Annotated in this window: 20 protein-coding genes; 13 read left to right on the forward strand and 7 right to left on the reverse strand. The window is 42.1% G+C overall.

Annotated features, from left to right (window positions below; translation table 11 throughout):
• The first annotated feature begins 436 nt into the window (after positions 1-436).
• Genes D1367_RS01150 through D1367_RS01160 form a run of 3 tightly spaced genes read left to right on the forward strand, consistent with a single transcriptional unit; the run spans position 437 to position 2,728 of the window.
• On the forward strand, positions 437-1,345 hold the full coding sequence (locus D1367_RS01150; protein ID WP_118161929.1) for a beta-1,6-N-acetylglucosaminyltransferase: 909 nt from the start codon (positions 437-439) through the stop codon (positions 1,343-1,345).
• A gap of 32 nt (positions 1,346-1,377) precedes the next feature.
• The gene (locus D1367_RS01155) at positions 1,378-2,475 is read left to right on the forward strand and encodes a Gfo/Idh/MocA family protein (RefSeq protein WP_181985183.1); all 1,098 of its coding nucleotides are present in this window, start codon (positions 1,378-1,380) and stop codon (positions 2,473-2,475) included.
• Positions 2,476-2,482: 7 nt separating this feature from the next.
• On the forward strand, positions 2,483-2,728 hold the full coding sequence (locus D1367_RS01160) for an HNH endonuclease (RefSeq protein WP_118161934.1): 246 nt from the start codon (positions 2,483-2,485) through the stop codon (positions 2,726-2,728).
• 426 nt (positions 2,729-3,154) lie between these two features.
• Here D1367_RS01160 and D1367_RS01170 read toward each other — a convergent pair whose 3' ends face one another.
• Positions 3,155-5,935 carry a DUF3536 domain-containing protein gene (locus D1367_RS01170; RefSeq protein ID WP_118161938.1) on the reverse strand — a complete coding sequence of 927 codons (2,781 nt, stop codon included), beginning with the start codon at positions 5,933-5,935 and terminating at the stop codon, positions 3,155-3,157.
• 594 nt (positions 5,936-6,529) lie between these two features.
• On the opposite strand from D1367_RS01170, the gene cax reads away from it, so the two are divergent.
• Together cax and D1367_RS01180 are read left to right on the forward strand one after the other, a co-directional pair.
• Positions 6,530-7,621, forward strand: coding sequence for a calcium/proton exchanger (gene cax, locus D1367_RS01175; RefSeq protein ID WP_118161941.1), 1,092 nt, complete (start codon positions 6,530-6,532; stop codon positions 7,619-7,621).
• Between the two features lie 368 nt (positions 7,622-7,989).
• Positions 7,990-9,129 (forward strand): serine/threonine-protein kinase, encoded by a 1,140-nt coding sequence (locus D1367_RS01180; RefSeq protein WP_118161943.1) that lies wholly within the window; start codon positions 7,990-7,992, stop codon positions 9,127-9,129.
• 258 nt (positions 9,130-9,387) lie between these two features.
• Here D1367_RS01180 and D1367_RS01185 read toward each other — a convergent pair whose 3' ends face one another.
• From D1367_RS01185 to D1367_RS01195, 3 genes are all read right to left on the reverse strand, one after another.
• Positions 9,388-10,269, reverse strand: coding sequence for a phosphate ABC transporter substrate-binding protein (locus D1367_RS01185; protein WP_118161945.1), 882 nt, complete (start codon positions 10,267-10,269; stop codon positions 9,388-9,390).
• 6 nt (positions 10,270-10,275) lie between these two features.
• Entirely contained in the window at positions 10,276-10,989 is a 714-nt protein-coding gene (locus D1367_RS01190) for a PspA/IM30 family protein (RefSeq protein WP_118161947.1), read from the reverse strand.
• Positions 10,990-11,263: 274 nt separating this feature from the next.
• Positions 11,264-13,060, reverse strand: a complete 1,797-nt coding sequence (locus D1367_RS01195; RefSeq protein WP_118161950.1) for a calcium-binding protein — start codon at positions 13,058-13,060, stop codon at positions 11,264-11,266.
• A gap of 827 nt (positions 13,061-13,887) precedes the next feature.
• Between D1367_RS01195 and D1367_RS01200 the strand changes: the two genes are divergently transcribed.
• From D1367_RS01200 to D1367_RS01210, 3 genes are read left to right on the forward strand one after another with little or no spacing between them, the layout of a single operon-like run.
• A complete protein-coding gene (locus D1367_RS01200; protein ID WP_118161952.1) occupies positions 13,888-14,622 on the forward strand; it encodes a helix-turn-helix domain-containing protein in 735 nt (244 codons plus the stop codon).
• Positions 14,622-15,527, forward strand: a complete 906-nt coding sequence (locus D1367_RS01205) for a DUF1822 family protein (protein ID WP_118161954.1) — start codon at positions 14,622-14,624, stop codon at positions 15,525-15,527. Before D1367_RS01200 ends, D1367_RS01205 begins: the two co-directional genes overlap by 1 nt.
• A 21-nt stretch (positions 15,528-15,548) precedes the next feature.
• Entirely contained in the window at positions 15,549-17,684 is a 2,136-nt protein-coding gene (locus D1367_RS01210; RefSeq protein ID WP_118161957.1) for a substrate-binding domain-containing protein, read from the forward strand.
• A gap of 288 nt (positions 17,685-17,972) precedes the next feature.
• Here the strand turns inward: D1367_RS01210 and gndA are convergent, their stop codons facing one another.
• Complete coding sequence (gndA, locus tag D1367_RS01215) at positions 17,973-19,403, reverse strand: NADP-dependent phosphogluconate dehydrogenase (protein ID WP_118161959.1); 1,431 nt, start codon at positions 19,401-19,403, stop codon at positions 17,973-17,975.
• Between the two features lie 217 nt (positions 19,404-19,620).
• Here gndA and D1367_RS01220 point away from each other — a divergent pair, with 217 nt between their 5' ends.
• Complete coding sequence (locus D1367_RS01220) at positions 19,621-20,358, forward strand: Ycf66 family protein (RefSeq protein WP_118161962.1); 738 nt, start codon at positions 19,621-19,623, stop codon at positions 20,356-20,358.
• A gap of 155 nt (positions 20,359-20,513) precedes the next feature.
• Here the strand turns inward: D1367_RS01220 and D1367_RS01225 are convergent, their stop codons facing one another.
• Positions 20,514-20,732, reverse strand: coding sequence for a hypothetical protein (locus tag D1367_RS01225; RefSeq protein WP_118161964.1), 219 nt, complete (start codon positions 20,730-20,732; stop codon positions 20,514-20,516).
• 80 nt (positions 20,733-20,812) lie between these two features.
• Here D1367_RS01225 and D1367_RS01230 point away from each other — a divergent pair, with 80 nt between their 5' ends.
• Together D1367_RS01230 and D1367_RS01235 are read left to right on the forward strand one after the other, a co-directional pair.
• On the forward strand, positions 20,813-21,079 hold the full coding sequence (locus D1367_RS01230) for a type II toxin-antitoxin system ParD family antitoxin (RefSeq protein ID WP_118161967.1): 267 nt from the start codon (positions 20,813-20,815) through the stop codon (positions 21,077-21,079).
• Positions 21,079-21,381 carry a type II toxin-antitoxin system RelE/ParE family toxin gene (locus D1367_RS01235; RefSeq protein ID WP_118161969.1) on the forward strand — a complete coding sequence of 101 codons (303 nt, stop codon included), beginning with the start codon at positions 21,079-21,081 and terminating at the stop codon, positions 21,379-21,381. The genes D1367_RS01230 and D1367_RS01235 overlap by 1 nt, the downstream gene beginning before the upstream one ends.
• Before the next feature lie 342 nt (positions 21,382-21,723).
• Here D1367_RS01235 and D1367_RS01240 read toward each other — a convergent pair whose 3' ends face one another.
• Positions 21,724-23,016, reverse strand: coding sequence for a glycoside hydrolase family 10-like protein (locus tag D1367_RS01240; protein WP_181985025.1), 1,293 nt, complete (start codon positions 23,014-23,016; stop codon positions 21,724-21,726).
• A gap of 327 nt (positions 23,017-23,343) precedes the next feature.
• Between D1367_RS01240 and bchI the strand changes: the two genes are divergently transcribed.
• Positions 23,344-24,468, forward strand: a complete 1,125-nt coding sequence (gene bchI, locus D1367_RS01245) for a magnesium chelatase ATPase subunit I (protein WP_118161971.1) — start codon at positions 23,344-23,346, stop codon at positions 24,466-24,468.
• A 161-nt stretch (positions 24,469-24,629) separates the two neighbouring features.
• Positions 24,630-24,926 (forward strand): hypothetical protein, encoded by a 297-nt coding sequence (locus D1367_RS01250; protein ID WP_118161973.1) that lies wholly within the window; start codon positions 24,630-24,632, stop codon positions 24,924-24,926.
• The last annotated feature ends 51 nt before the right edge of the window (positions 24,927-24,977 follow it).

Raw genomic sequence — 24,977 nt, forward strand, 5'->3', positions numbered from 1 at the left:
GGAACGGCGGAGGTTAACGCAGAGGAACGCAAAGTAAAAACTAATATAATCACCATATTTCGCATACTCTCCTATATGGATCGTAGCTAACGGGGTAATAATACCACTAGACCCATCCTGAGTAGAAGATTGCGAGTCTGCAATGGCGTAAGGATTTTTCCCACCCACTAACATTACTGCGATGCCTACGGCGGCAAGCAACGCAACTACAGCTATTTGAACTCGCATATTGAAAATTCATTAGTGTTATTAAGTTTACAACATAGAACGGATATTTTGTGCGTAAGTTTTATATTCACCTGGGTCTGAATCCCCATCTGAGGTAAAATGTAAAAGCCCTTTGCATTCTGCCTTCTTCAACGTTTCAGAATGTTACTTTAAATATTATAAAATAAAGGGGAACAAACAAATTTATTTAGATTCTAAGATAAGTTTTATGAAAATAGCATATATAATCTTAGCGCATAATTATCCCCAACAATTGGGGCGTCTTCTTTCTAAATTGAATAGAGATGATGTTTCATTTTTTATCCATATAGATCAAAAAGCAGATAGTAAAATATATGATCATATATGGACTCAATTTAATGACTTTAAGAATGTGTTTTTTATCAAGAGATATAATTCAGGATGGGGAAGTTTTGATGCTGTTAGAGCTACTCTTGAAGGAATAAAATTAATAATCGAAACAGGTACTTACTTTGATTATGTTATTCACTTATCTGGTCAAGATTATTTGATAAAGTCCAATACAGAAATACGTAAATTTCTCCAAAATAATCAAGGCAGAGAATTTATCGAATATTTCCCGCTACCTTGTAGTAAATGGAGAGGTGGTGGCTTGAGAAGAATAGAATATTGGCACATTCGTTGGAAAAATGATTATTTTTGTATTCCTGAAAAACAGGAATTTAAATCTCCTATTGCATCTTTTTTTTATTCATTTTTGATTTTGCTTTTACCTAAAAAACGCAAATTTAGTAAAGGGTTTGCTCTTTATGGAGGTTCTGCATTTTGGTGCTTAACCGGAGAATGTGTAAAGTATATAAATGATTTTGTCAAACAAAACCCTAAGTTTGTTAATCGTTTTAATTACACTTTACTGGCAGATGAGCTATTTTACCAAATACTTATTTTAAATTCACCTTTTAAAGATAAGGTAGTTAACGATCACATGAGATATATAGACTGGGGTGACGTTAATGCCTATCATCCAAGAATTTTAGAGAAACAGGATATTGAAAAAATCAGGCAATCAGAAAAATTATTCGCTAGAAAGTTTGATACAAGTAAAGACTCGGATATATTAGATATGTTAGATGAAATGATATTATTAAATAAATAGGAAATTGTATAAGGATGGGAGTAAATGATGATATGATTGGGATTGCGATCGCAGGCACTGGATTTGGTCAAAAAGTCCACATCCCTGGATTCCAAGCACATCCTCAAACTGAGGTAGTTGCTGTTTATCATCGAGATATAAATAAAGCTAAAGCCATAGCAGAATCCCATAATATCGCCCACGCCTCCGACTCACTTACAGATATTGTGGCATTGCCAGAAGTGCAAGCAGTCAGCATCTCGACGCCGCCTTTTTTGCACTATGAAATGGCAAAAACCGTCTTGCAAGCTGGGAAACATTTATTATTAGAAAAACCGACAACTTTAAATGCAGTTGAGGCTAAAGAACTTTATCAGTTAGCTAAAGAAAAAGGTGTTATTGCGACTGTAGATTTTGAATTTCGCTTTGTACCAGGATGGCAGTTGTTTGCTGAATTATTGTCAGAAGATTATGTGGGAAAGTTGCGCCTAATTAAAATCGATTGGTTGGGTTCTTCTCGTGCTGATACTTCACGCCCTTGGAATTGGTATTCTGACCAGGAGAAAGGAGGCGGTGCATTGGGATCTTTGGGTTCCCACGCCTTCGATTACATTCACTGGTTATTCGGGCCAGTCCGTAGATTAAACGCCCATTTAACCACTGCTATTCCTACACGAGTTGACCCTGTTAGTGGGGAATCTAAGCCAGTGAATACAGATGACAACTGTATATTAACACTGGAATTAGCAGATGGTACACCTTGCCAACTTTCTATCAGTGCGGTGGTTCATGCACCAAGAACTCATTGGGTAGAAGTATATGGCGATCGCGGTACATTAATTGTGGGCAGTGAAAATCAAAAAGATTATATACATGGTTTTCGTGTTTGGGCTTCCCAGCTAGGTAAACCTTTGACAGAAATAGAAATACCAAATCGATTAATTTTTCCGAACAATTATGCTGATGGGCGCATTTCGGCATTTATCCGCGTAGTAGACCAATGGGTACAAGGAATTAACCACAATCAGGAAATTATACCATCGCTGCGAGAAGGAATTTATTCTCAGTTGTTGATGGATTTATCCCATGAATCTCATGCAAAAGCGAGTTGGGTAGATGTACCAAGCTTGGAAGAATTTCTTCGCAACTAGAGATAAAATGAGCAAAACTCCCCGGATTCGTATCCCGCCGGAAGTAAAAAAATACGTTTTTCAACGTGACAAATACCAATGTCAAAGCTGCGGTAAAACTACTATAGAAACTAACCTCAGCATTGACCATATCATTCCCCTCGCCCGTGGCGGTCAAAATGATATCAGCAATTTACAAACCCTGTGTCTTAACTGCAACCAGCAGAAAACAGACAACATTGATCCCCGCTTCCGGCGATATTTTGAGCTTTAGGTTAGGATCGGATGGGCTATTAGTTTCTGATTATCTATGCCACAAAATCACAATAGCAATTCCCTAAGATTTCTCAATATTAGAACTACAATTTTCTACCTCTTCCCTGTCATAGCTGTTTTAATAGTAGCCTTTCCCTGGTTATATGAGATTAAAACGAAAGCTGGGATCGATATATCACCTGGACGCCATGCAGGAACCTTTTTTGAGAAACATACCCACGGACTCTTCAAATGTGAGTGGCTTTATCCCTACCATTGCGATCGCTCCCACGTTAAGTAATATCATGTCTGGTTAATCAAGCTGAATAAAAAATTTTCGTTCGTAGTAAGGACTTTAGTCCTGGCTTGGGGGACTGAAGTCCCCACTAAAAACTGGTTATTATAGCTGAAGTTGACACTAATACACGGCTGTGCGCCGCTACATCTATCCCAACTGACTTGAGATCATGCTGACATCAACGGCTAACTTTTTGCCCAACTTGAGCAACTGAAGACAGTGATTATCTGCTTCATTATCAAGGCTAGTTATACACACCGGCGCTATCTGACTTTGCAGACAACTAAAGTATAGTTCCTGCGATCGCTGTAGGGAAACATCAATATTTAGTTGATCCCCGACATCAATCAATCGTTCTAATAGTTGGATATCTGCATTAAAACTACCATTGGCATCGTGCAACAATTGCCAAAGCGATCGCGCAATTAACTGTTCTAACATCTGCTTACCGTCGGGAATATTCAGCCGACAACGCAGATGTTTTGCTTCAGTAGCGATCGCCTCTAATTCTAAGATGTGACTCCAACTCTTTTGGGGATCAGCGATATCTTGCTCTAGCGATCGTAATGTCATCAGACAGCGATGCCCTAAAGCAATATCTGCTGCAACCTGCAACTCTTGCGGTACTGCGATTTCATCTCGATGAAACGCCATCAGCACACCATAATTATCACGGTACGCTTGGGTATACAACTGTCCTAAACGTGTCAGTGTTTCCTCACTCAGCAGCCGCATAATCCGGTGGCGTTCTTCAGCAAATAGATTCTGTAAGCTGAAAGCCTCTTCGCCAAATAGCTGTGTCATCGCCAAGATGGTATGAGCCGCGCTAGCTTGTTTTAGCGCCCCAAACAGTTTTTCTTTTAATTGGCTGTAGTCACGCCGCCCGGTAAATTGCTGAATGCCGCAGTGGAAATCCCAGCCTCCCAAATGCAGAACCGCAAATACCAAATGCTCACTTTCCCAAGTAATCTCTGATACCAGCTTTAAATTTCCTACAGCTAGAGTTAGCGATCCCATCCGTTGCATTTGGTAATCTAACTCATTAGCAGCGTAGCAATAAACCTTTTTGTGGTAACGCTGAGGCTGTTTATCAGCAGCATCTTTTCTCGGTAACGAATTGTGCGCCTCTGCTGGTTTCTGATTGGTAAATAGGGAAGTAATGGCGTAATGGGCTGCTACTTGCTTAAAGCCAAGTTGGGCAGTTAACACCAGTTGTCGATAAATTTCCCCACCGTGTTTGAACTGATCCACATTACTGGGGGCTAAACCAAGACGTTTGACGAAGCCTTTTTCCAACTGCACACCAGCCACATCCCCTGCCAATTCCAAAGCACGGGCGGCGTAGCGCAGAATTTGTGTCCCCTCTGGACGGGAAATTTCTTCAAAAAACCAACCGCAACTAGTGAACATCAACAAAGCGTGACGCTGCATTTCTAATAGGCGCAAAGCGTCTACTTGTTCGGCTGCGGTTAGTTTGTGGGTTTGATGACGGGCGAGAAAACGGTTGACATTGGTAGCAGAGCGATCGCGCAATACTTGGATATATTCATCTCGTGCTAGCCAGGGATCACGGAATAACTGCTTACCATGTTCTGCATACACCTCAGTTAGCTGATCCCGCAGCCAATTTAGGGAATCTCGCAAGGGACGACGCCATTTCTGATGCCAAACACCACCTTCCCCACCGCAACCACAGTCATCCTCCCATCTGCCGACACCGTGGGCGCAACTCCAGGCTGTGACTGACTTTAATTCCACTTCCCAACCAGGAGAATTTAAGCTGAGGTAATGGGCGAAGTTCGTTACCGTCCAACCCTGTTGAGGAAACTCTTTAGTAAAGGCGTAGGCTAAAGTTTTCTCAGTTCCCTTTTTGTGGTGTCCGAAGGTTTCACCATCTGTCGCCACAGAAATCAACTGTGCCAGACGATGATCCCCACGCACCGCCGAACCGATACGTCCGGCAAAGTGACTAGAATTATAAACGACATCACTAAAACCCATATCCCGCGATATCGGGCCATCGTAGAAGAAGATATCAATATAAGGGGGGGAGTGGGGACTTGTACTGAGCGAAGCCGAAGTAGTGGGGAGTGGGGAGTGGTTACTATCCCCATTCCCTACTCCCAATTCCCTACTCCCTTCTTTGATCGCACTCAGAGGTGAAGATGAAGTGTTTAGTGTGGGCTTCAAATAACAACGGTAGGGACGGGTAGAATCAATCTGACTACCGCCGACTTCGATCCATTCAGAATGGGGATGATCTTGAGTGGGGAGGGGACGGCAACGCAATGCTTGAGACGGTGCAAGGACAATGAAGCGAATACCCTCAGCAACTAGAGCTTCTAAGGTTGCGTAGTCTACAGCAGTTTCTGCTAGCCACATCCCTTCGGGATCACGACCAAAGCGGGAGCGGAAGTCTTCTTTACCCCAGCGAATTTGGGTATATTTGTCGCGTTCATTCGCCAGAGGCATGATGATGTGATTGTATACTTGCGCGATCGCATTGCCGTGACCATGCAAGCGATCGCTACTCTTAGCATCCGCCTCTAAAATACGCTGATAAACCTCCACATCGTAGCGTTCTAGCCACGACATCAGCGTTGGCCCGATATTAAAACTGAAATACTCATAATTGTTGACGATCCCCACCACTTCGCCTTGGTCATTTAAGACTCTGGCAAAGGCATTTGGACGATAGCATTCCCAGTGAATCCGCTCATTCCAGTCATGGAAAGGTGCAGCGCTCGGTTGGCGTTCAATTGCGTCCAGATAAGGGTTTTCCCTTGGTGGCTGATAAAAATGACCATGCACCGTCACATAAACACCATTAGCCTTGCTCAGGGGATCGGTTTCTTTAGTGTTATTAGGATCTGAATGTAATGTTAACGTTGAGCCAGAGCTAGCTGGCATTTGGGCAGCAGAAGTCATGTATATTTATCCAAAACAAAAAACTTGCAGTTGCACCGAAAACATTGTGCGTAAACCTTACTACAATAGTTTGAACACAAAATCCGGTATAAATAACAACTATAGAATACCAATTAAATTTTCGACAAGGCGGTTTCATTGTAGTGGGAAATCTGCGTTATCGCACAGCCCTTTCCCTGAAGGCTTAAAGTAATTAGCCATTGAACAAAGCCTCAGTTAGGGGTTTTCTTTTCTTGGGCGTCAATCAAAATTTTAATTGTCTTTTAATATATTAAACCCCATTTTTGATGTAATCTTCTGGCTCAAATTCATACTTTTGCTACAAAATATTACGAAAACTTATTATATCGCAATCTTATTTTACACAACATCCGCAGCCGTGAACGGAAAACAGTAAAATCTCTGAATTGGTCTACAGACGGTTGAGAGTATCCTATGGGAGTGAGGATTTAGAAGTGAAGAGTGAAGAGTGAGGATTAAGAAGTGAAGAGTGATTAGAAGTTTTACTCCTAACTCATAACTCCTAACTCATAACTCATAACTCATAACTCCTAACTCATAACTCCGTAAAATACCCTCAACTCAAGACAATAAATGTCAACTAAAAACATTATTCTTCTGGTTTTATTACTATTTATCCCAGTTTCCCTAGCAGCCCACTTTCTGGAATGGGGAGAATTGACAGTTTTCATTACAGCTGGATTAGCAATTCTGCCCTTAGCAGCTTGGATGGGTACAGCCACAGAAGAAATTGCTGTTGTAGTGGGGCCATCGTTAGGGGGCTTGTTAAACGCCACCTTTGGCAATGCTACGGAATTAATCATCGCCCTAGTGGCGCTGAACGCTGGGTTAATAGATGTAGTGAAAGCCAGTATCACGGGATCGATTATTAGCAACTTACTACTGGTGATGGGTTTTTCCATGCTTTTGGGGGGATTACGCTACAAAGAACAGACATTTCAGCCAATTGTGGCGCGGGTGAATGCTGATTCGATGAATTTAGCCGTGATTGCCATTTTGATGCCAACGGCGATGAATTACACGTCTCAAGGAATTAACGAAGAAACACTGCAAAATTTTTCTATTGCTGTTGCTGTAGTATTAATTCTGGTTTATGCTCTAACACTGCTATTTTCAATGAAAACCCACTCCTATCTTTATGATGTGGGTGTAGCGGAGACAGAAGAAGAGGAAACCCCTCACGCGAAACCAAATATGATGTTGTGGGTTGGTGTCTTGCTAGTATGTACCTTACTAGTGGCACTTGAGTCAGAAATGCTAGTAGATTCTCTGGAAGTGGCCACATCTCAGCTAGGTTTGACGGCGCTGTTTACAGGGGTAATTTTGGTTCCTATCGTTGGTAACGCGGCTGAACACGCCACAGCAGTCACCGTGGCGATGAAAAATAAGATGGATCTTTCCCTTTCGGTAGCAGTGGGATCAAGTATGCAGATTGCCTTATTTGTTGCTCCCGTGTTGGTGATAGCAGGGCGGGTATTAGGTAAACCAATGGATTTGGATTTCCAACCCTTTGAATTAGTAGCTGTGGTTGCGTCAGTCTTGATTGCAAACAGTATCAGTTCTGATGGTAAGTCCAATTGGTTAGAAGGTACTTTATTATTAGCTGCCTATACAGTGTTGGGGTTCGCCTTCTACTTCCATCCAGTTATAGAAGGTATCGGGTAGTACCGCAAGGCGGAAGTCAGCCCCTTTAGGGAAGTTAAAACAATTCGCAATTCGCAATACCTCGACTTCGCTCGGCACAAGTTCGCAATTCGCAATTACGTTTTGTGACGGGGATTTAGACCCCGACACTTTCACGCGCTGCTTGATAGAAGCTCTTGACTTAAACCCCTACCACTTGTTAAAAGTCAAAAGTTTTATATATCAAGGCTTTTGCAAGTTTTAAAATGGTAGCTTGATTTCCGCCGCGCTGTATTAGTTAGTAGTGCGACGCCGAATAGCCCGTCGTAGACATCGCTCATATAACGAATTCGCGGAAGTCTCCACCCTCAACGCCAGTAAAATAAAGAGATATAAGAGCGATCGCCTATATGAGCTACTGCCTTAATCCCCATTGTCCCAAGCCGGAAAATCCTCATGATGTCAAGTTTTGCCGGACTTGTGGTTCCAAGTTACTCCTCAAAGAACGTTACCGTGCTATCAAACCAATTGGACAAGGTGGTTTTGGCAAAACCTTCTTAGCTGTGGATGAAGATAAACCCTCAAAACCACGCTGCGTAATTAAGCAATTTTATCCCCAAGCCCAAGGCACTAACACTCTTGCCAAAGCCGTAGAGTTATTTAACCAAGAAGCTGTGCAGTTAGATGAATTGGGCAAACATCCTCAAATTCCCGAACTACTGGCATATTTTACCCAAGAAGACCGGCAGTATCTTGTACAAGAATTTATCGACGGGCAAAACTTAGCCCAGGAATTAGCACATAGAGGTGCTTTCAATGAAATCCAAATCCGGCAACTATTAAATGATTTATTGTCAGTATTGCAATTTTGTCATGCTAGACACGTAATTCACCGCGATATTAAGCCAGAAAATATTATTTTACGTAGCGGTGATAGCAAACTAGTATTAGTAGATTTTGGTGCTGCTAAATCTGCCACTGGCGCCGCCTTAAATCAAACTGGTACAAGTATTGGTAGTCCAGAATATGTTGCCCCTGAACAAATGAGAGGTAGGGCTGTATTTGCCAGTGATATTTACAGTTTGGGTGCGACTTGTATTAATTTATTAACTAAGCGATCGCCCTTCGATTCATACAATACCAACAACGATACTTGGGTTTGGCAGCAATACTTGAAAACTCCTGTTAGTAATCAGTTGATTCGCATTCTCAACAAGATGTTAGAAAGTATTCCAATTCGGCGTTATCAAACAGTAGATGAAGTTTTCAAAGACTTAAATCAACAGTCGCAAGTAGCAGCCACGCCAGCGATTGCAGCAAAACCTATCCCTCAATCGCCACCCAATTCTCCACCTGCTTTTGTATCGCCATCTCCTAGTCAAGTTGATCTAGAATTAGAACAAATGAAAACCCAGTTTTTGGGTAGTAACAAACCTCAACCAAATAAAATACAACCACCAAACCCTACATCTGGGACTACTAGTAAAAATAAAATAGATGAAGAATTAGAAGAGCTAAAAGCCAAATATCTTGGTAATAACAATCCTTAACATCATTTAGCCTAAATTATTTTCTTCTTTAAGTCATTAAAGAGGGTTAATTAAGCCCAGACCTGATGTATGAGAATCAAAACTTCATCAAGTGAGGCTTATATATTAAAAATTTACTACGTTAGTCAAAAACCATAAACTGCGTAGGTTGGGTTGAACTTTAGTGTTACCCAACAAACCACCGAAAATAAATGTTGGGTTTCGTTCCTCAACCCAACCTACAATTCTACAATTCTCGTTAATCGTCCTCTAGATTAATTAATTTTCCAGTATCATAGCTTGCTGCCCTTGAGGCGAAGTTGCATAGCCTAAGAAAGCTTGAACTCCAGGGCTAGCAGGGTTTTTATAGACATAAAACAGTTGCCGTTGATAGGGATAACTACTTGCATCGGGAGTCAATCCATCAATTGGAACAAATCGTACTGTTTGTTGATTGGCAACCTGTGCAAAGGTTGCATAGCCAATGCCATCAGTTCCTAAAGCTTGGAGTAGAGGAGTTGTGGCATCTCGTGGTAGTGTTGCAATGTTTGATGTTGTGCCAAAATTAGCTCCCTTCAACACTATTTCCTGAAATGCTTGATGCGTTCCACTAATTGCCGGTCGATTAATGACTCGGATAGTTCCACTGTTACCACCTACGGCTGACCAGTTGTTAATTTTGCCCTGAAAAATATCTGCTACTTGGGCGCTAGTTAATCCTTGATTAAAAGGATTTGCTTTACCAACCACAAGCGCGATCGCATCTTTTGTCACAGACACCGCCATCAATCCCTGACTTTGTTCTTGTGCAGTTAGCGATCGCGATACCGCCGCAATATCTGCTCTACCGGCTATCAAATCCGCGATCCCATTTTGAGAACCATTAGCACTAGTGACAACATTTGTCCCAGGAAACTGCCTCTCAAAAGCTCTTTTGAGATTTTGGTTAATTGTCACCATGCTCGTAGATCCGTCTATTCTCACAGTAGTACCGCTTGCTACTGAACTTGGGGGCGAAAAAGTCGAATTACCAGCAGAGGGTGTATTAACTGAAGGGGTAACATTACCTGGCCTGATTACAAAGAACCAGTAACCACCACCGATTAAAGCTAGAAAAATCAGGATAAAAACAATTGGAGGAGGAGCGCTTTTTTGACTCATAACTTTTTACTCTGGTAATTTTTCAAGACTCGATTCACTTAACATTTGCAAACGACGAGAAACTTCATCATCTACAGTCATGCGTTCTATTTCAGCCTGAAGTTTTTCAGTTGGGTTTTCAGAGATTTCAGCTAAAGCGCCTGTTTGGAAATTTCGGCGTTCAACTGCACTTTTAGCTTTTTCAAAGTCACTTTTTGCTGAACCAATATCAAATTCATTATTGACTTTGGCAATCATCGCTAGTGCTTCATTCACCTCTGACATATCTTTCATATTTTGCATATCAGCTTTGTAGGTTTCTAGCTTCATGCGCTCCCGGTTCAGTTTGTCTTTAGAAGCATTTACAGATGTCTCAGCTTGTTTGACCATTTCCTCCAATTTAGGTAAAATTTGCTCTGTCTGAATTGCCTTAGCCATTGCCATCCTTGCTGCTTCTGGATTACCACTGCGCTGGGCAATATTTGCTTGCTGCTCCAAAGTCCGTAATTCTTTAACTTTTGTCTCGTATTTATTTTTGGCTGTTTTGTAAGAACCTTCTTGCATAGCAACAGCTTGAGCTAGCTTTTGTACCGATTCTTGCATTGATTGCAGTGATTCTTCAGCTACGGCTACAGCTACCTTACCACCAGATTCTACCGGCATTCCCCATAGCCAATTCCAAGTACCAACTATAGTTCTTCCTGCTTTTTCACCCATTAACCAGTACATAGCTTTTTTCATACATTACACCTATTTCACTAAGATCGGATACGGCAAGTTTTATGCTTGCGACTCTTATTAGATTTACATCCAGTATTTTTAGTTTTATGAAATGAGTGAGTACAAATGGCACGAAAATAAACGTAAATCCTTGAGCTAAGAGGCTTTGGGATTTTAGCTTAACTTCATGCCATAATTTATAGAGTCCGATCGCACCAAAGAATTAAAACCTGTTAAAAAGTTCTTTGGTGCGATTGCGTGTTGTTTTTAGCTTGTTTACCCTGGAGAATTTTTTCTACACAAAGGTAAAGGCACTACTAGAGATATTCAAATCTAGCGATACATTTTGCAAAAGGCCAATCACTTCACCTCTGGCTATTACTCCAGGATCGTAAATTAGTACAGCATCAGTCGTGCCAGTGGCAGAAGTAAAGAGGTCTAAGCTATAGAAATCCCTTGAGCCTTTGAGTTCAATAAAATCTTGATTGAAGTCAAAGTCAGTAATTAGGGCATAGTCAGACTCCCCTGTAGTCAAAGACTGACCATCATCGTAGTAGACAAAACTACTATCCCCAAGGACGAAGGTATCGCTACCGGATGAACCGGTTAAAATATCAACTTCACCAGTACCAAATCCCAGTCCATTCTCCACTCCAATCAGGCGATCGCTACCTTCACCGCCATCAAGAGAATCGTTCCCCAATCCAGCGATGAGAGTGTCTGTTCCGGCTTCACCACTGATAATGTCATTACCATTGCGGCCAAAGATGCGATCGCTACCTTCACCACCAGAGATAGAGTCGTCGCCATCACCACTATCTATAATGTCATTGCCATTTCCACCACTGATAATGTCATTATCATTACGGCCAAAGATGCGATCGCTACCTTCACCACCAGAGATGGAGTCGATGCCTTCGCCACCATCAATAATGTCGTTGCCATTCCCACCACTGAGAATGTCATCATCATTGCCGCCAAAGATGCGATCGCTACCTTCACCACCAGAGATAGAGTCGATGCCTTCACCACCATCAATGTTGTCGTCACCATTCCCACCACTGATGGTGTCATTGCCTATTTCTCCATTAAGGCGATCGCTACCTTTACCACCATCAATGTTGTCGTTGCCATCTCCACCGGATATATCATCCCGGCCTCCATTACCGATTAAAATGTCATTGCCAGCATCACCAAAAATCAAATCTTCACCACTTCCTCCTTCCACGGTATCCTGACCATTGCCGCCACTAATTAGGTCATTGCAGCTACCACCGAAAATTTTGTCATTACCGCCAAGTCCTTCCAGGACATCATTGCCACCTAAACCGAAAATGATTTCACGGCTGTTAGAACCTGTCAATACATCGTCATTTTGACTCCCTCTCAAAGTGGGTGGAGGAGTCAAAGCAAAATTAACTATCTGCTGTAGTTCTTCTGAACTTATCCCTGCCAATGCATCCAACTCAAGGGATGTTAAATCTGCTGCTTTAGCCAGTGCTGTCGCTTGATCAGAATTTTGAGCCGCAAAATGCATCACAATCTGGGTTTCACCAGGAGCTAAAGTGAGATTGTATGCAAAATTAACGTTATCAAAGTTCAAAGATGCAGCATCAGGTCTAAGACTTCCATTTTCCCCTGCTATTACATGCACTAGCGTAGGGTCGCCTCCACCATCAAAATCATCGGTAACCAGCCAGTTATCGTCTGTGTTAAAGACATTATCACCACTAGAAGTGCTAACTAAAACAGTTGAATCGTCAGAACCGAGATTAGTATTGAGGTTAACTGTGTAATTGACCGTTGCAGAACTAGTATTTGTGACAATTTCGAGAAATCTAGCCCAAGACTGGTCTTCTGGCACATATATTTTCCGCTGCACTTGCACTTGATCAATGAAAACTGGCTCGATAACTACTTCTCGTCCGTTATCCTCGGTTTGAGCAGTATTCAAGAAAGGGAAGAAGTTATTTAAAATGAGTCCACCATCGTAGGCATCAACAGTGCCATTATTAATATTCCCATCTCCTTGGATATCCCAACGAAATCCAGAAGAATCGAATAAATCAGTAGGTAAAAAAATCTCTGACATATTTTGCTCCTTGTTTTTGTTCAGTAAATTTTCTGTATTGTGGACAAGTGGTACGCTCGATTAGCGTAAATCTTCGAGAATGCAGACTTTTCGGTACTAGTATGAAGAGTAAGCGCTCAGGGTAGTAATGAGAGAATAAGGCTTTCAGGCGATCAAATCAGTTGATTTAGCCTCCTGCGTTCAAACTTAGGGACTTAACAGTGCGTCGCTACTACCGCGAACAAACCGTTGTATGAACCTAATTAGACTAGATTTAATCTGAATCAATCCAGGTCAATTTCAGATCATTATCTAACTGAACTCAATTTGAGATTGACATTGATGCCTTATCTATGCTGTTAATGACAGCTATTTTATTTACATCAAGTATTCCTATCTTTATGAAATTATTTACTCCAAAAGCTAAGATCCCCAACTTCTTAGAGAAGTCAGGCATCTTGTTGTTCACGGCAAAATCAAGGAAAATATTTCATATAAAAGCGTTTTGGGCTTTAGCTTAACTGCGTGCCATTCGCTGATGAATTTTCTCTAGCAAGAGTAATAAAAACTTGTTGATATTTGTAACATTCACACGTAATAAGTCAATTAAAAATCAGGTAAACTCAAGCAGCAAAAGCTTTATTGTCTTTCAGGTAAGCAATTAAAACAATTCGCAATTCGCAATTCGCAATTCGCAATTACGTTTTGTGTTAGCGAAGCGTTAGCGAGTCTGCGAGCGTCCGGGGATTTAGATTTAGGCATTCAATTCGCACTGCTTGATAGAAGCAGGGGACTTAAACCCCCACCACTTGTTAACAGCGCCATAGCAGCTTGGGAGCAAAACCGTTGTGGATGAACAACTTAAAAAACTGATTGATGAGGTATGCTGCTACCCAGACCCCAGTCTAGAAAGGCAGAAAGCATTAAATAGACTGCTGATGGTGATTCAACAACTCCCTGGCATTTATAAGTCTGGACACCAAGACTATTTAGAAGCCTTAAATCAAACTTGGGAATGGGTGAGCCGGAAGATTTGCTCTTTTGAAGCGCGTTCACGAAGTGACTCCGTTCGCGTAGCGTCCCGAAGGGAAGGAGTATCGCCTTCTTTCCAACAAAGCCTAGTAATCTGGATTAATGGCTATCTCAAGTGGCGCATTAAAGATTTATATCTACCAGATAGCAATTATACCATCAGTTTAGACAGGCTTACCCGTAACGATGAGGGTGACGAAACAACCCTGCTCAATATTTTGCCAGACCGTCAGTCACAAACTATTTCTTTAGATTTGCTGGATATCAAAATTGCCCAAATCCAGGAAACTGAGCGTCAATGCCTTGGTAAACGCATCTGGCAATATATTGAGCAAGACGAAGAGGGTAAATTAACAGCTAGTCATCCCCGCAAAAATCCAGAATGCCATTGTCACTTATTGGCAATGCGCTTACTTCTGAAAGAACCACCTCATAAAATCGCCGATATTGCTAGAGAGTTAAATATAAGCAATCAAACTCTCTACTCCCACTGGAAGAAAAATTGTCTTCCCCTGTTAAGAGAAATTGGTATGAATTTCGGATCTGACTAATGACTAACACACAACCACATCTTTTAAGTGTCCCTCTCCCCCAAAATGCCCACCGTTGGGCTGAGGAATTTGCCACCCAGCAAGATAACCCCCAAAAGGGAAAACAAGTTTATCTGAATACTTTGGCTGTTTATGCCGTTCACAGTTATCTCAAATGGCTGAACATTGAGACAGCACTAAATCAAGGCGACAGTTGGCATCGTGGTTTAAGGGCGATTTTTGATGTTGCTGATTTAGTCTTGCCGGGTGTTGGTAAGCTTGAATGTCGTCCAGTGTTACCGGGTGAAACTGCTATAGTGTTGCCTCCAACTATGACACAAGAACGCATTGGTTATGTAGGAGTTCAGTTTAGTCAGCAATTAGATTACGTAGAATTACTGGGATTTCTCCCAGCAAGGGAGATGAATGAATCACCAGCAATACTGCAAATAGCACAACTGCAATCATTTGATTCTCTTTTGGAAATTATCCATAGGCGAACGCGATTAATAAATCTGCGTCAATGGGTTACGGGAATCTTTGAGCAAGATTGGCAACCCCCAGAGTTAGTGTTTGCTAACAATTTCAGAAGCAGTAGCACAATGACTCGCCCTTCAACTAACTCTATCAGTCGGGCAAAGGCGATTAAATTGGAAAGCCAACTACTGTTGTTAGTGCAGTTAACTCCCACAGATAGCGAAGTTTTTGATATTCGCCTACGAATTTATCCAGGTGATGATGCGATTCATCTACCACCAGATTTACAACTGATTGTTGTTGATGAAGCCGGAAACACTGGCATGGAAGCGCAAGCAAGAAGTGCAGATGACTGGATGCAACTAGAGTTTAGCTGCCAGCACGAGGAAAAATTCAGTGTCAAAATAGTGTTAGGAGAAACAAGTCTGATGGAAGAGTTTGTTGTTTAAGACAAACAAAAGGAGACAGGAATGGCGATCGTCAAGTTGAAACTCAGACGCAATTCAACAGATGGATTTTTGGTAATTCTAACAGCGAAGAACTTGGATGAAGAAACAGAAGGATTTTTGCCTCCGTTACCACCAAATTTAGAATCATCCTTTAATGAATGGCAATCAGCCTATCGTCAAATCGAAGCTGTACGCTCTTGTGTTGCTCCCGCACCAGGGTTACGTCTTACACCCAAAAGTGTGACGATTCATTCCCACGGAGAATATACGGGAGCAGTCAAAGATTATCTAAATCAATGGCTCAACTCTGGAGATAGCAGGTGGCAACCAATCCGGGATAGATTAATTGCGATCGCTCAACAATTAAATCAGTCAAATGATGAAATTCGTGTAATCATTGATGCCAAAGATATCGATTTACGCCGCCTTCCTTGGCAAGCATGGAATTTATTAGAAGAACACTATCCCAACGCCGAAGTTGCCCTCAGTGCGCCCAAAAGCTCCAATACTAAGATAAATAAACTAGTTCCTAAAAGTACAAAAGTCAGAATTCTAGTTGCTGTGGGCAGAAGTGACGGCATTAATACAAAAGATGACTTAAAAGTAATTCAAGACTTAGAGACAGATGGGGTAGAAGTACGCTGTTTAATTAAGCCTAGCCGTCGGGATTTGTCTGATGCTCTTTGGGAAGAACAAGGCTACCATATTTTTGTTTTTACGGGACATAGTGGAAGTCAAGAAGATGGGCAGATAGGTTGGATTGAACTTAACGATAAAGAAAGTTTGACTATTGAGGAATTTAAGGAGGCTTTGAAGCAAGCTATTGATAAAGGATTACAGTTAGCAATTTTTAATTCTTGTGATGGTTTAGGATTAGCTAACCAACTTGCCCAAATACATTTACCTCAAGTTATTATCATGCGGGAACCTGTACCAGACCCCGTAGCAGTAGATTTTTTAAGGTATTTTTTCCAAGAATTTACTCATAATAATAAGTCACTATTTACTTCTGTAAAAAAAGCTCGGAAACGCCTAGAACATTTTAAATCTGATTATCCTGGTGCAATTTGGTTGCCAACAATTTGTATTGAAGCTAATGTTGAACCGTTGACTTGGCAAGGATTGCGCGAAGGTTCTCCGCCAAAGCCGACTCCCATCAAGCCAGAGGATTCAACTCATCAACCAAAGAAAAATATCAAGCCGTGGTTATTAATTGCTTTGCTTGGTGTGGTTATCAGTAGTGGTGTAGCCTATTTAGTTGGGAAAAAAGTCAACTCCGATTTTAGTTCGGTAGCTGCTCCTGAAGGAACATGGCTTTATGGTGGTAGCACATCTTGGGCACCAGTTCGGCAACATGTAGATATTGAAATCAAAAAAGCACATCCGCAGTTTGAATTACGCTATACAGATGCGATTAATGCTACACCAGGCTCCGGTACGGGAATTCGGATGTTGTTGGAAGGACAACTTACCTTTTCTCAATCTTCCCGCCCGATCGCAGACAGAGAGTATCAACAAGCTCAACAACGCGGATTGAGCCTGAAACAAATTCCAGTGGCTTTGGAAGGATTAGCGATCGCTGTTCACCCGACTCTGCAAATTCCAGGGCTAACCTTGGGGCAAATCAAAGATATTTACACTGGTAAAATAACCAACTGGAATCAGGTTGGCGGCCCTAACCTTAAAATTACTGCTTACTCCCGTCGCCTTGAAGACGGAGGCACTGTAGAATTCTTAGTTGACAATGTTACTGGTAAAGAAAAACTGGGAAGTAACGTAGTATACGTATACGATACAACAGACGGACTGAGAAAATTAGCCAGCGATCGCGGTGGTATTTACTACGCTTCGGCTCCAGAAGTTGTCCCCCAATGTCAGATTAAACCATTGGCGATCGCTAAACAAGGGAACAATTTTGTAGCTCCTTATAAAGAACCTTTGATTAAAGCCGATCAATGTCCCAATCAAAGGAATCAGTTAAACATCGATGCTTTCAAAACAGGTCAGTATCCAATTACACGCCAGATGTTTGTCATCGTTAAGCAGAATAATAATAACAGTTTAGAACAACAAGTGGGCGAGGTATACGCCAATATGCTACTAACAAATCAGGGACAAAAACTGATGAATGAAGCAGGATTTGTGCGTATCCGTTGAGCCAGAGGCAAGGGAGCAGGGGGAGGGAAAGTAGTTTTGATTCAATACAGTTCAGAATGAGCAACAAAACCCTCATGTAGAGACGCGATTTATCGCGTCTTCAAAGACCAATTATCTACACCAATAACTTTTAACTGAACCGGATTGAGTTTTGATTCCAAAAATTGGATAATTTATTTTTTGGAGTTCCTTAAAAAGAAAGTGACTCTGAAACTCAGAGCCACCCTTAAAACTGTATTCTGAAACTTTTTAACTTTTCACAATATCCTGATGTAGGTGTGTGAAAATTTACTTCTTAGCTTCAGCAATGGGTACCCATTCAGTGTGGAAACTTCCGGGCTTATCAAGACGCAGGTAGGTATGTGCGCCGAAGTAGTCGCGTTGTGCTTGAGTCAAGTTTTGAGGTAGGCGATCGCGGCGATAGCTGTCAAAATAATCCAAGGATGCGCTAAATGCGGGTACTGGAATTCCTACTGTTGCAGCTGTCGCAATCACTTCCCGCCAAGCAGTCTGTCTGTCGAGAATTGTCTGCTTAAATTCGGGAGCTAACAGCAAGTTAGGCAAAGCTGGATTTTCGCTAAAAGCCTTCTTAATCTTATTCAAAAAGCGAGCGCGAATAATACAACCACCTTTCCAAATCCGCGCCATTTCGCCCAGATCCAAATTCCAGTTATATGTTTTTGAAGCTGTGGATAGCAACGCCATCCCTTGAGCATAAGAACAGATTTTTGAGCAATAGAGAGCATCGCGTACTTTATTGATAAAGTCCTTGGTTTGCCCATCATACTTGCCACTGGGGCCTGTGAGGACTTTAGATGCTGCAACCCGCTCATCTTTAATCGAAGAGATAATCCGGGCATTAACTGCTGCTGTAATTGTGGGAATAGCAACTCCCAATTCCAATGCAGTTTGCACAGTCCAGCGTCCAGTTCCCTTTTGACCGGCTGCGTCAACAATCAAATCCACCAGGGGTTTTTTTGTTTCTGGGTCAATATATGGGAAGATATTCTTCGTAATCTCGATCAAAAATGAATCGAGTTCATCGGTGGTATTCCATTCAGCAAACACATCATGTAGCTGACTGGGGTTTAATCCAGCGACATTTTTCAGCAAGTCGTAGGCTTCAGCAATTAGCTGCATATCGCCATACTCAATACCGTTGTGTACCATTTTGACATAGTGGCCAGAACCACCAGGGCCAATATAGGTTACACAAGGGCCATCATCGACTTGGGCAGCAATTTTGTTGAAAATTGGTGATAGAAACTCGTAAGAGCTTGTTGTACCTCCAGGCATCAGTGAAGGCCCATTTAGCGCTCCTTCTTCACCGCCACTGACACCCATACCAAGATACCGAAGCCCTGCGGGTTCTAATTCCTGAGTGCGTCGTTCCGTATCTTCAAACCAAGAGTTGCCACCGTCGATAATGATATCGCCTTCTTCTAACAAGGGTTTGAGTTGAGCAATCACCGCATCCACTGGTTTACCAGCTTGCACCATTACTAGAATTTTGCGGGGACGTTCCAATAAGGCAACGAATTCTTCTAGAGTAAAGGCGGCTTTGACGTTCCGTCCTGTAGCACGCTGCGCCATAAACGCATCCGTTTTTTCGCGGGAGCGGTTGTAAACTGCAATTGGGAAGCCATTGCGCTCCACGTTGAGAGCGATGTTCTCACCCATAACGGCTAATCCAATCACACCAAAGCTTTGTAGTGTCATAAAAAATTTCTGGCTAACTCTCTTGCAGATCCTTTACCTATAAGGGTAGTCCGATATTTTCCGTTCTCCCCTAAAGAAGACCTTAAGACTTGAATAAATGACAAAAATCCACAACTAACACGGATAATTAATTTTAAATTGTATCTAAATCAACAATTGACTGGCAAAATTTGCAAAATTGAAATAATCAAAGGACGTAGTAAGGAGTAACCAAAGAATGCTGGCATTTGTCCTAGCTTTAGTGGTCGGTGTTGGTAGTTTAGCCATTTATATATCAGCTTTCTTTTTTCCAGAAATCCACCGCAAGAATGACTTTATCTGGAGTGGTGTAGGATTGTTCTATGCATTAGTCTTATGGGTGTTTGCACCACGCATTACTGGAGGTTTGTTGCTGGGTCATGTGGCTAGTGTGGCTCTTTTGGTCTGGTTTGGCTGGCAAACTCTATCATTACGTCGCCAATTGACCCCCCAAGCACAACAAACCCAAGTACCCAGTGCTGAGACGGTGAAAACTGGCATTCAAGAACAGGTGAATAAGTTGTCTATTCAGGAACGGCTGGGCCAGTTGCAAAAAGGTCTTGGTAGTACCTTCAGTGGCGTGAAAGACAAGGTGCAACAGACTGGGAGTAAAAAAACACCCACAACCCCCAAACCTGAAAACATTACCTCTGTAATAGCAGAGAAACCTACTGTTGAGATTATCGACACAACTACTCCCATACCAGACAAACCAGCAGAGGAGACAGTTACTACTGACACCGAAGCCAAAACCGAGAGTGTACCGGAAGCGATTCCACCACATCCCCCATCTCCTGAATTGGTGGAAGCAGCGCAACCAGATTTTGAAATTGAGGAGAAGCAACCGATTCCCGTAGAAGAAATTGCTCCCGATGCGGTACTCGCTCCCCCTGCGGAAGTACCACCTGAAGAAATACAGCCTAATCAAACTAGTTGAATGTAGTGAAACCCAGCGTTAACCTAATATAATGTTGGGTTTCACTATTTCCATCAGACTATTTTAGGGCTAATCTCAAACACTAATTCAGAACGATAGAAGCACACATCAAACGCTAATCTGGATTTTCCTCAGTAAATGCAAATCTAACTTTATCAACCATGTGTTGCCGCTTTTTCTTCTGCTAATGCCTTCGCTAAAACAGCAGCAGCTTCAAAAGAATCATATAAGCCAAGACTTGCTACTTTGTCCTCAGCATCCAATGGGACTAAACTTGATTCCTTCAATAATTCGCCTGCTAGGAAATGTATTAGTAAGAGTTTATCAGTGTGGGATAATTCTTTAATTAGCGGCATGAGTTCGGTAAGAAGCATAAGTTAAGGCTTTAATGAATTTAGATAAATTTTAGAGCATAGTTTGGGGGAATGCTCTTAACTAACTAGGGATAAAAATTATGAACATCCAACTTAAGGCTGAATACGAGCAATTTATACAAACCCGAATTGCTACAGGTAGATATGAAAATGCTGAAGATGTTATTGCTAAAGCATTGAAACTGCTGGAAGAATGGGAGAAGGGTTATCAGGAATGGGAAGAAGAAACCCATAAAAAAATAGCTGTTGGGCTTGCTTCTATTGAACGTGGAGACGTAATAGATGGTGAAGTGGTGATGGCGCGACTGTCAGAAAAATTACGCAAAGCGCGTGAGACTCAAGGATAATGGAATATTTTATTGCCAAAGAAGCAAGCCAAGATTTAGATGAAATTTTGGATTATTTTTTAGTTCGCAATATCAACGCAGGGGAAAGATTTATTCAAGAATTTAATAAGAAGTGCCAAAATATAGCCCAATTCCCGAATATAGGACGAAGCTACGCCAAGTTTGATCCAAGCCTTAGAGGAATACCCTTAGATGGCTACATTATTTTTTATCGAGTTTTTGAAGATAGTGTTGTGATTGTGCGGGTAATTAGCGGTTATCGAGATTTAAAATCTATATTTGCAGATGTGAACGATGAATAGATTTTTGAGTTGTCCAATTTAGACTGTTTCTCTTTTAGCAGAATATATTCTTGTAATATCTGCAAAGTATATGTTTCAACAGAAAGCCCTTGCTGTTTAGAGGATGTTTGAAAAGGGTCGGCTTGAGCCTCAAGTGCGACTCAGGGGTGGGATCTCAAATCCCAAAACTCCTATTCTCTCGTAGCAGTTTCTCGGTAGCCAGGGTAGTGAAACACACGCTGAAGGACTTTTCAAACATCCTCTTATACCAATTTACGAAAACCCCGATACATAACTAGATTATCGTAGGGGCATGGCAATGCCATGCCCCTACTTGCTATAACATCATTTTCAACAGAAAAGTTATTCAACTTTGGCGCGGAGTGCGGGAGAGCGAAAGAGAGTTGCAAATCCAGCTTGGCGCTCATTTAAAGGTTCTAGAGCATCGTTCCAAAGACTTTCATAATAAAAGAAAGTTACGCCTAAACCGCGTTCTTGAGCAGCCCGCACCTGAGACTTAATTTGCTGCATGGGAACTGGATTATTTCGTAACCCTGTCATAACGCCAATTCCAGTTGGAATTATTTTTTGCGCTTCTTGAATTTCTGCACGAGAAATATTAGCCACAAAACTTTGTAGATTCGGACGATAAATTTGCACAATTAACTCATCCACAATATTTTGCCGTATCCAACTCAGCCAATCTTGCAAGTGAAACTTATAAGCAAAATCATAGTAATTAGGAGAAACAGAGAAAATTGCCTGGGGTTTTCTCTGCTTCACAGCTTGGTTAAGTTGTACCATGAACGCCGTAATTTTATCTGCCCGCCACTTTACCCATGCCGCATCTTGGGAATTAGTTGGGGGAGGATTCTTCGTTTCTTTGGTGTACAAAGCAACTGTATATTTGTCGTAACCAAATTCGTGAGGCAAACTCATGTGATCGTCAAATTGAATACCATCGGCATCATATTGGGTAACAGTTTCTAGCACTAGATTAGTGATGAACTGTTGCACTTTTGGAAGGAACGGATTGAGCCACATAACTTCACCCGCCGCACTAATCGAAGTTTGGCTACCATCCCGCTTTTGTGTGAACCAATCAGGATAATTCATTGCCAATTCTGAGGTTGGGGGAGCCATAAAACCAAATTCAAACCAGGGAATTACTAGCAATCCTTGGCGATGGGCTTGGGTAATCAGGTCTGCAAGAATATCATGTCCATCTAAACCTTTGTAGACAAAAGGTTGAATATTTGCACGTTGTGCGATCGCGCTAGGATACATCACATAGCCAGAATTCCACACCACAGGATAGATGGTGTTGAAGTTCATCCGCCGTAATTGACTCACCGCATCCTGCACTTTGTCCCGATTTTTAAGGGTGTCAAAATCATTAGTGGTCATCCAAACCCCGCGAATTTCCTGACGGGGTATCTGTGCGATCGCGCCCAAGCGCCCACCTTCGGTGATCGCAGGAGTGAAACTGTCCACCAATAATACAGTAAAAAAGGATATTAAAATGAGAATCGGAAAAAGAAACTTGAGTAGTCGCCGCCAACTTTGAACAATAAAAGGTGATTTCATAAATTTGAATGATGCATTAACTACCCACACACGCCATTGCTCGTTTTTACGATTGAATCTACTAACCATATAGTCTACAAGTATTTATGCTTAGTACATAATTGATGAGTTGGTAGTTGTTCGTTCCCTGCTTATGGAACTTTTGCACCAGAAAAACTAAAGCAGACAAATTAAGATAGTTGACGCAGCTAATAAGCATTTGTGCCCAATAGATATTGGAATGGGGAATGGGGAATGGGGAATAGGGAATGCGGAATGGTTATTAATTCTTGTCCCTCACTCCCTCACTCCCTCATCTCCCTCATCTCCCCCTGCCCCCGATCTTCACACTCCCCCACACCCCACCTGTGTCACAATAGAGAACTGTAATAAGAAAAATATTGTTAAGGTAATTTAGTGAGTCCAACTGCTCAATCCACGGCAAGTGCGCGTCGCGTGGTATTTCCTTTTACGGCAATTGTGGGCCAGGAAGAAATGAAACTGGCGCTCCTATTGAACGTGATTGACCCCAAAATTGGTGGTGTAATGATTATGGGCGATCGCGGCACCGGGAAATCCACAACTATCCGGGCGCTGGCGGATCTGCTGCCAGAAATTTCTGTGGTTGCCAATGATCCCTTCAGTAGCGATCCTAGCGACCCCGACTTGATGAGCGATGAAGTCCGCCAATTGTTAGAACAAGGGGCCGAAATTCCTGTAGCTCACAAAAAAGTCCAAATGGTAGACCTGCCGCTAGGAGCTACAGAAGACCGAGTTTGTGGCACAATCGACATTGAGAAAGCTTTATCGGAAGGTGTCAAAGCTTTTGAACCGGGACTGCTGGCAAAGGCTAACCGGGGCATTCTTTATGTGGATGAAGTCAACTTACTAGATGACCACCTCGTAGACGTGCTACTAGATTCCGCCGCGAGTGGATGGAACACTGTAGAACGAGAAGGTATTTCTATTCGTCACCCAGCGCGTTTTGTTCTTGTGGGTTCTGGAAACCCGGAAGAAGGCGAACTACGCCCGCAATTGCTCGATCGCTTTGGGATGCACGCAGAAATTCACACTGTAAAGGAACCAGCCTTGCGGGTGCAAATCGTAGAACAACGGGCAGATTTTGACCAAAATCCTCTAGTATTTCTCGAAAACTACAAACCCCAGCAAGAAGCACTACAACAGCAAATTGTCAATGCTCAACAGCTTTTGCCAGAAGTGAAGCTTGACTATGAACTGCGGGTAAAAATTTCTGAAGTCTGCTCAGAACTAGATGTAGATGGTTTGCGGGGTGACATTGTTAGTAACCGCGCCGCCAAAGCCTTAACAGCTTATGAAGGACGTACAGAAGTTACAGTTGATGATATCCACCGGGTAATTACGCTATGCTTGCGTCACAGACTGCGGAAAGACCCCTTAGAATCGATTGATTCTGGCTACAAAGTCGCCAAAGTTTTTAGCCGCATCTTCGGTGTCGAACTACCAGAAAGTGATGTTGCACAAAAAAACGGCACAGGTCAAAAATTAGGGGCTAGGAGCTAATTAATTTTGGACTTCGACTTCGCTCAGTCGAACGATTTTAGATTTTGGACTTCGACTTCGCTCAGTCGAACGATTTTGGATTTTTCCTTCAATCCAAAATCGAAAATTCAAAATCTAAAATTGGCAGAGTCTAACTCAACATTTAGTACTCAAAACTGATTATGAGATTTTGGTCTTTTTGGTTTAACAGCTTTGTTCTATCTAGTCAATACAACCCGCCCAGATTTGTAGAATTATTGATGCTCTTATTAGCGATCGCTATGCTTGCAATAGCCAGTATTTTACCCGATAGACCTTATTTAATTTTAGGCTTGAGCTTAGTAGTTGGGGCATCTATTTCTATCTTAGTGCGAGAAGCGATCGCGCCTTCACCCCAGACGCGAATTACCCAACTCACAGCATCTCTATTGCTCGTCATCAGCCTCTATGGTTTTGCTGATTTAATGTACGCTCTTTAATGGGGAGTGGGGAGTGGGGAATAGGGAATAGGGAATAGCGAAGAAACTTAA

The sequence above is a fragment of the Nostoc sphaeroides genome (assembly GCF_003443655.1).
Taxonomy (GTDB): Bacteria; Cyanobacteriota; Cyanobacteriia; order Cyanobacteriales; family Nostocaceae; genus Nostoc; species Nostoc sphaeroides.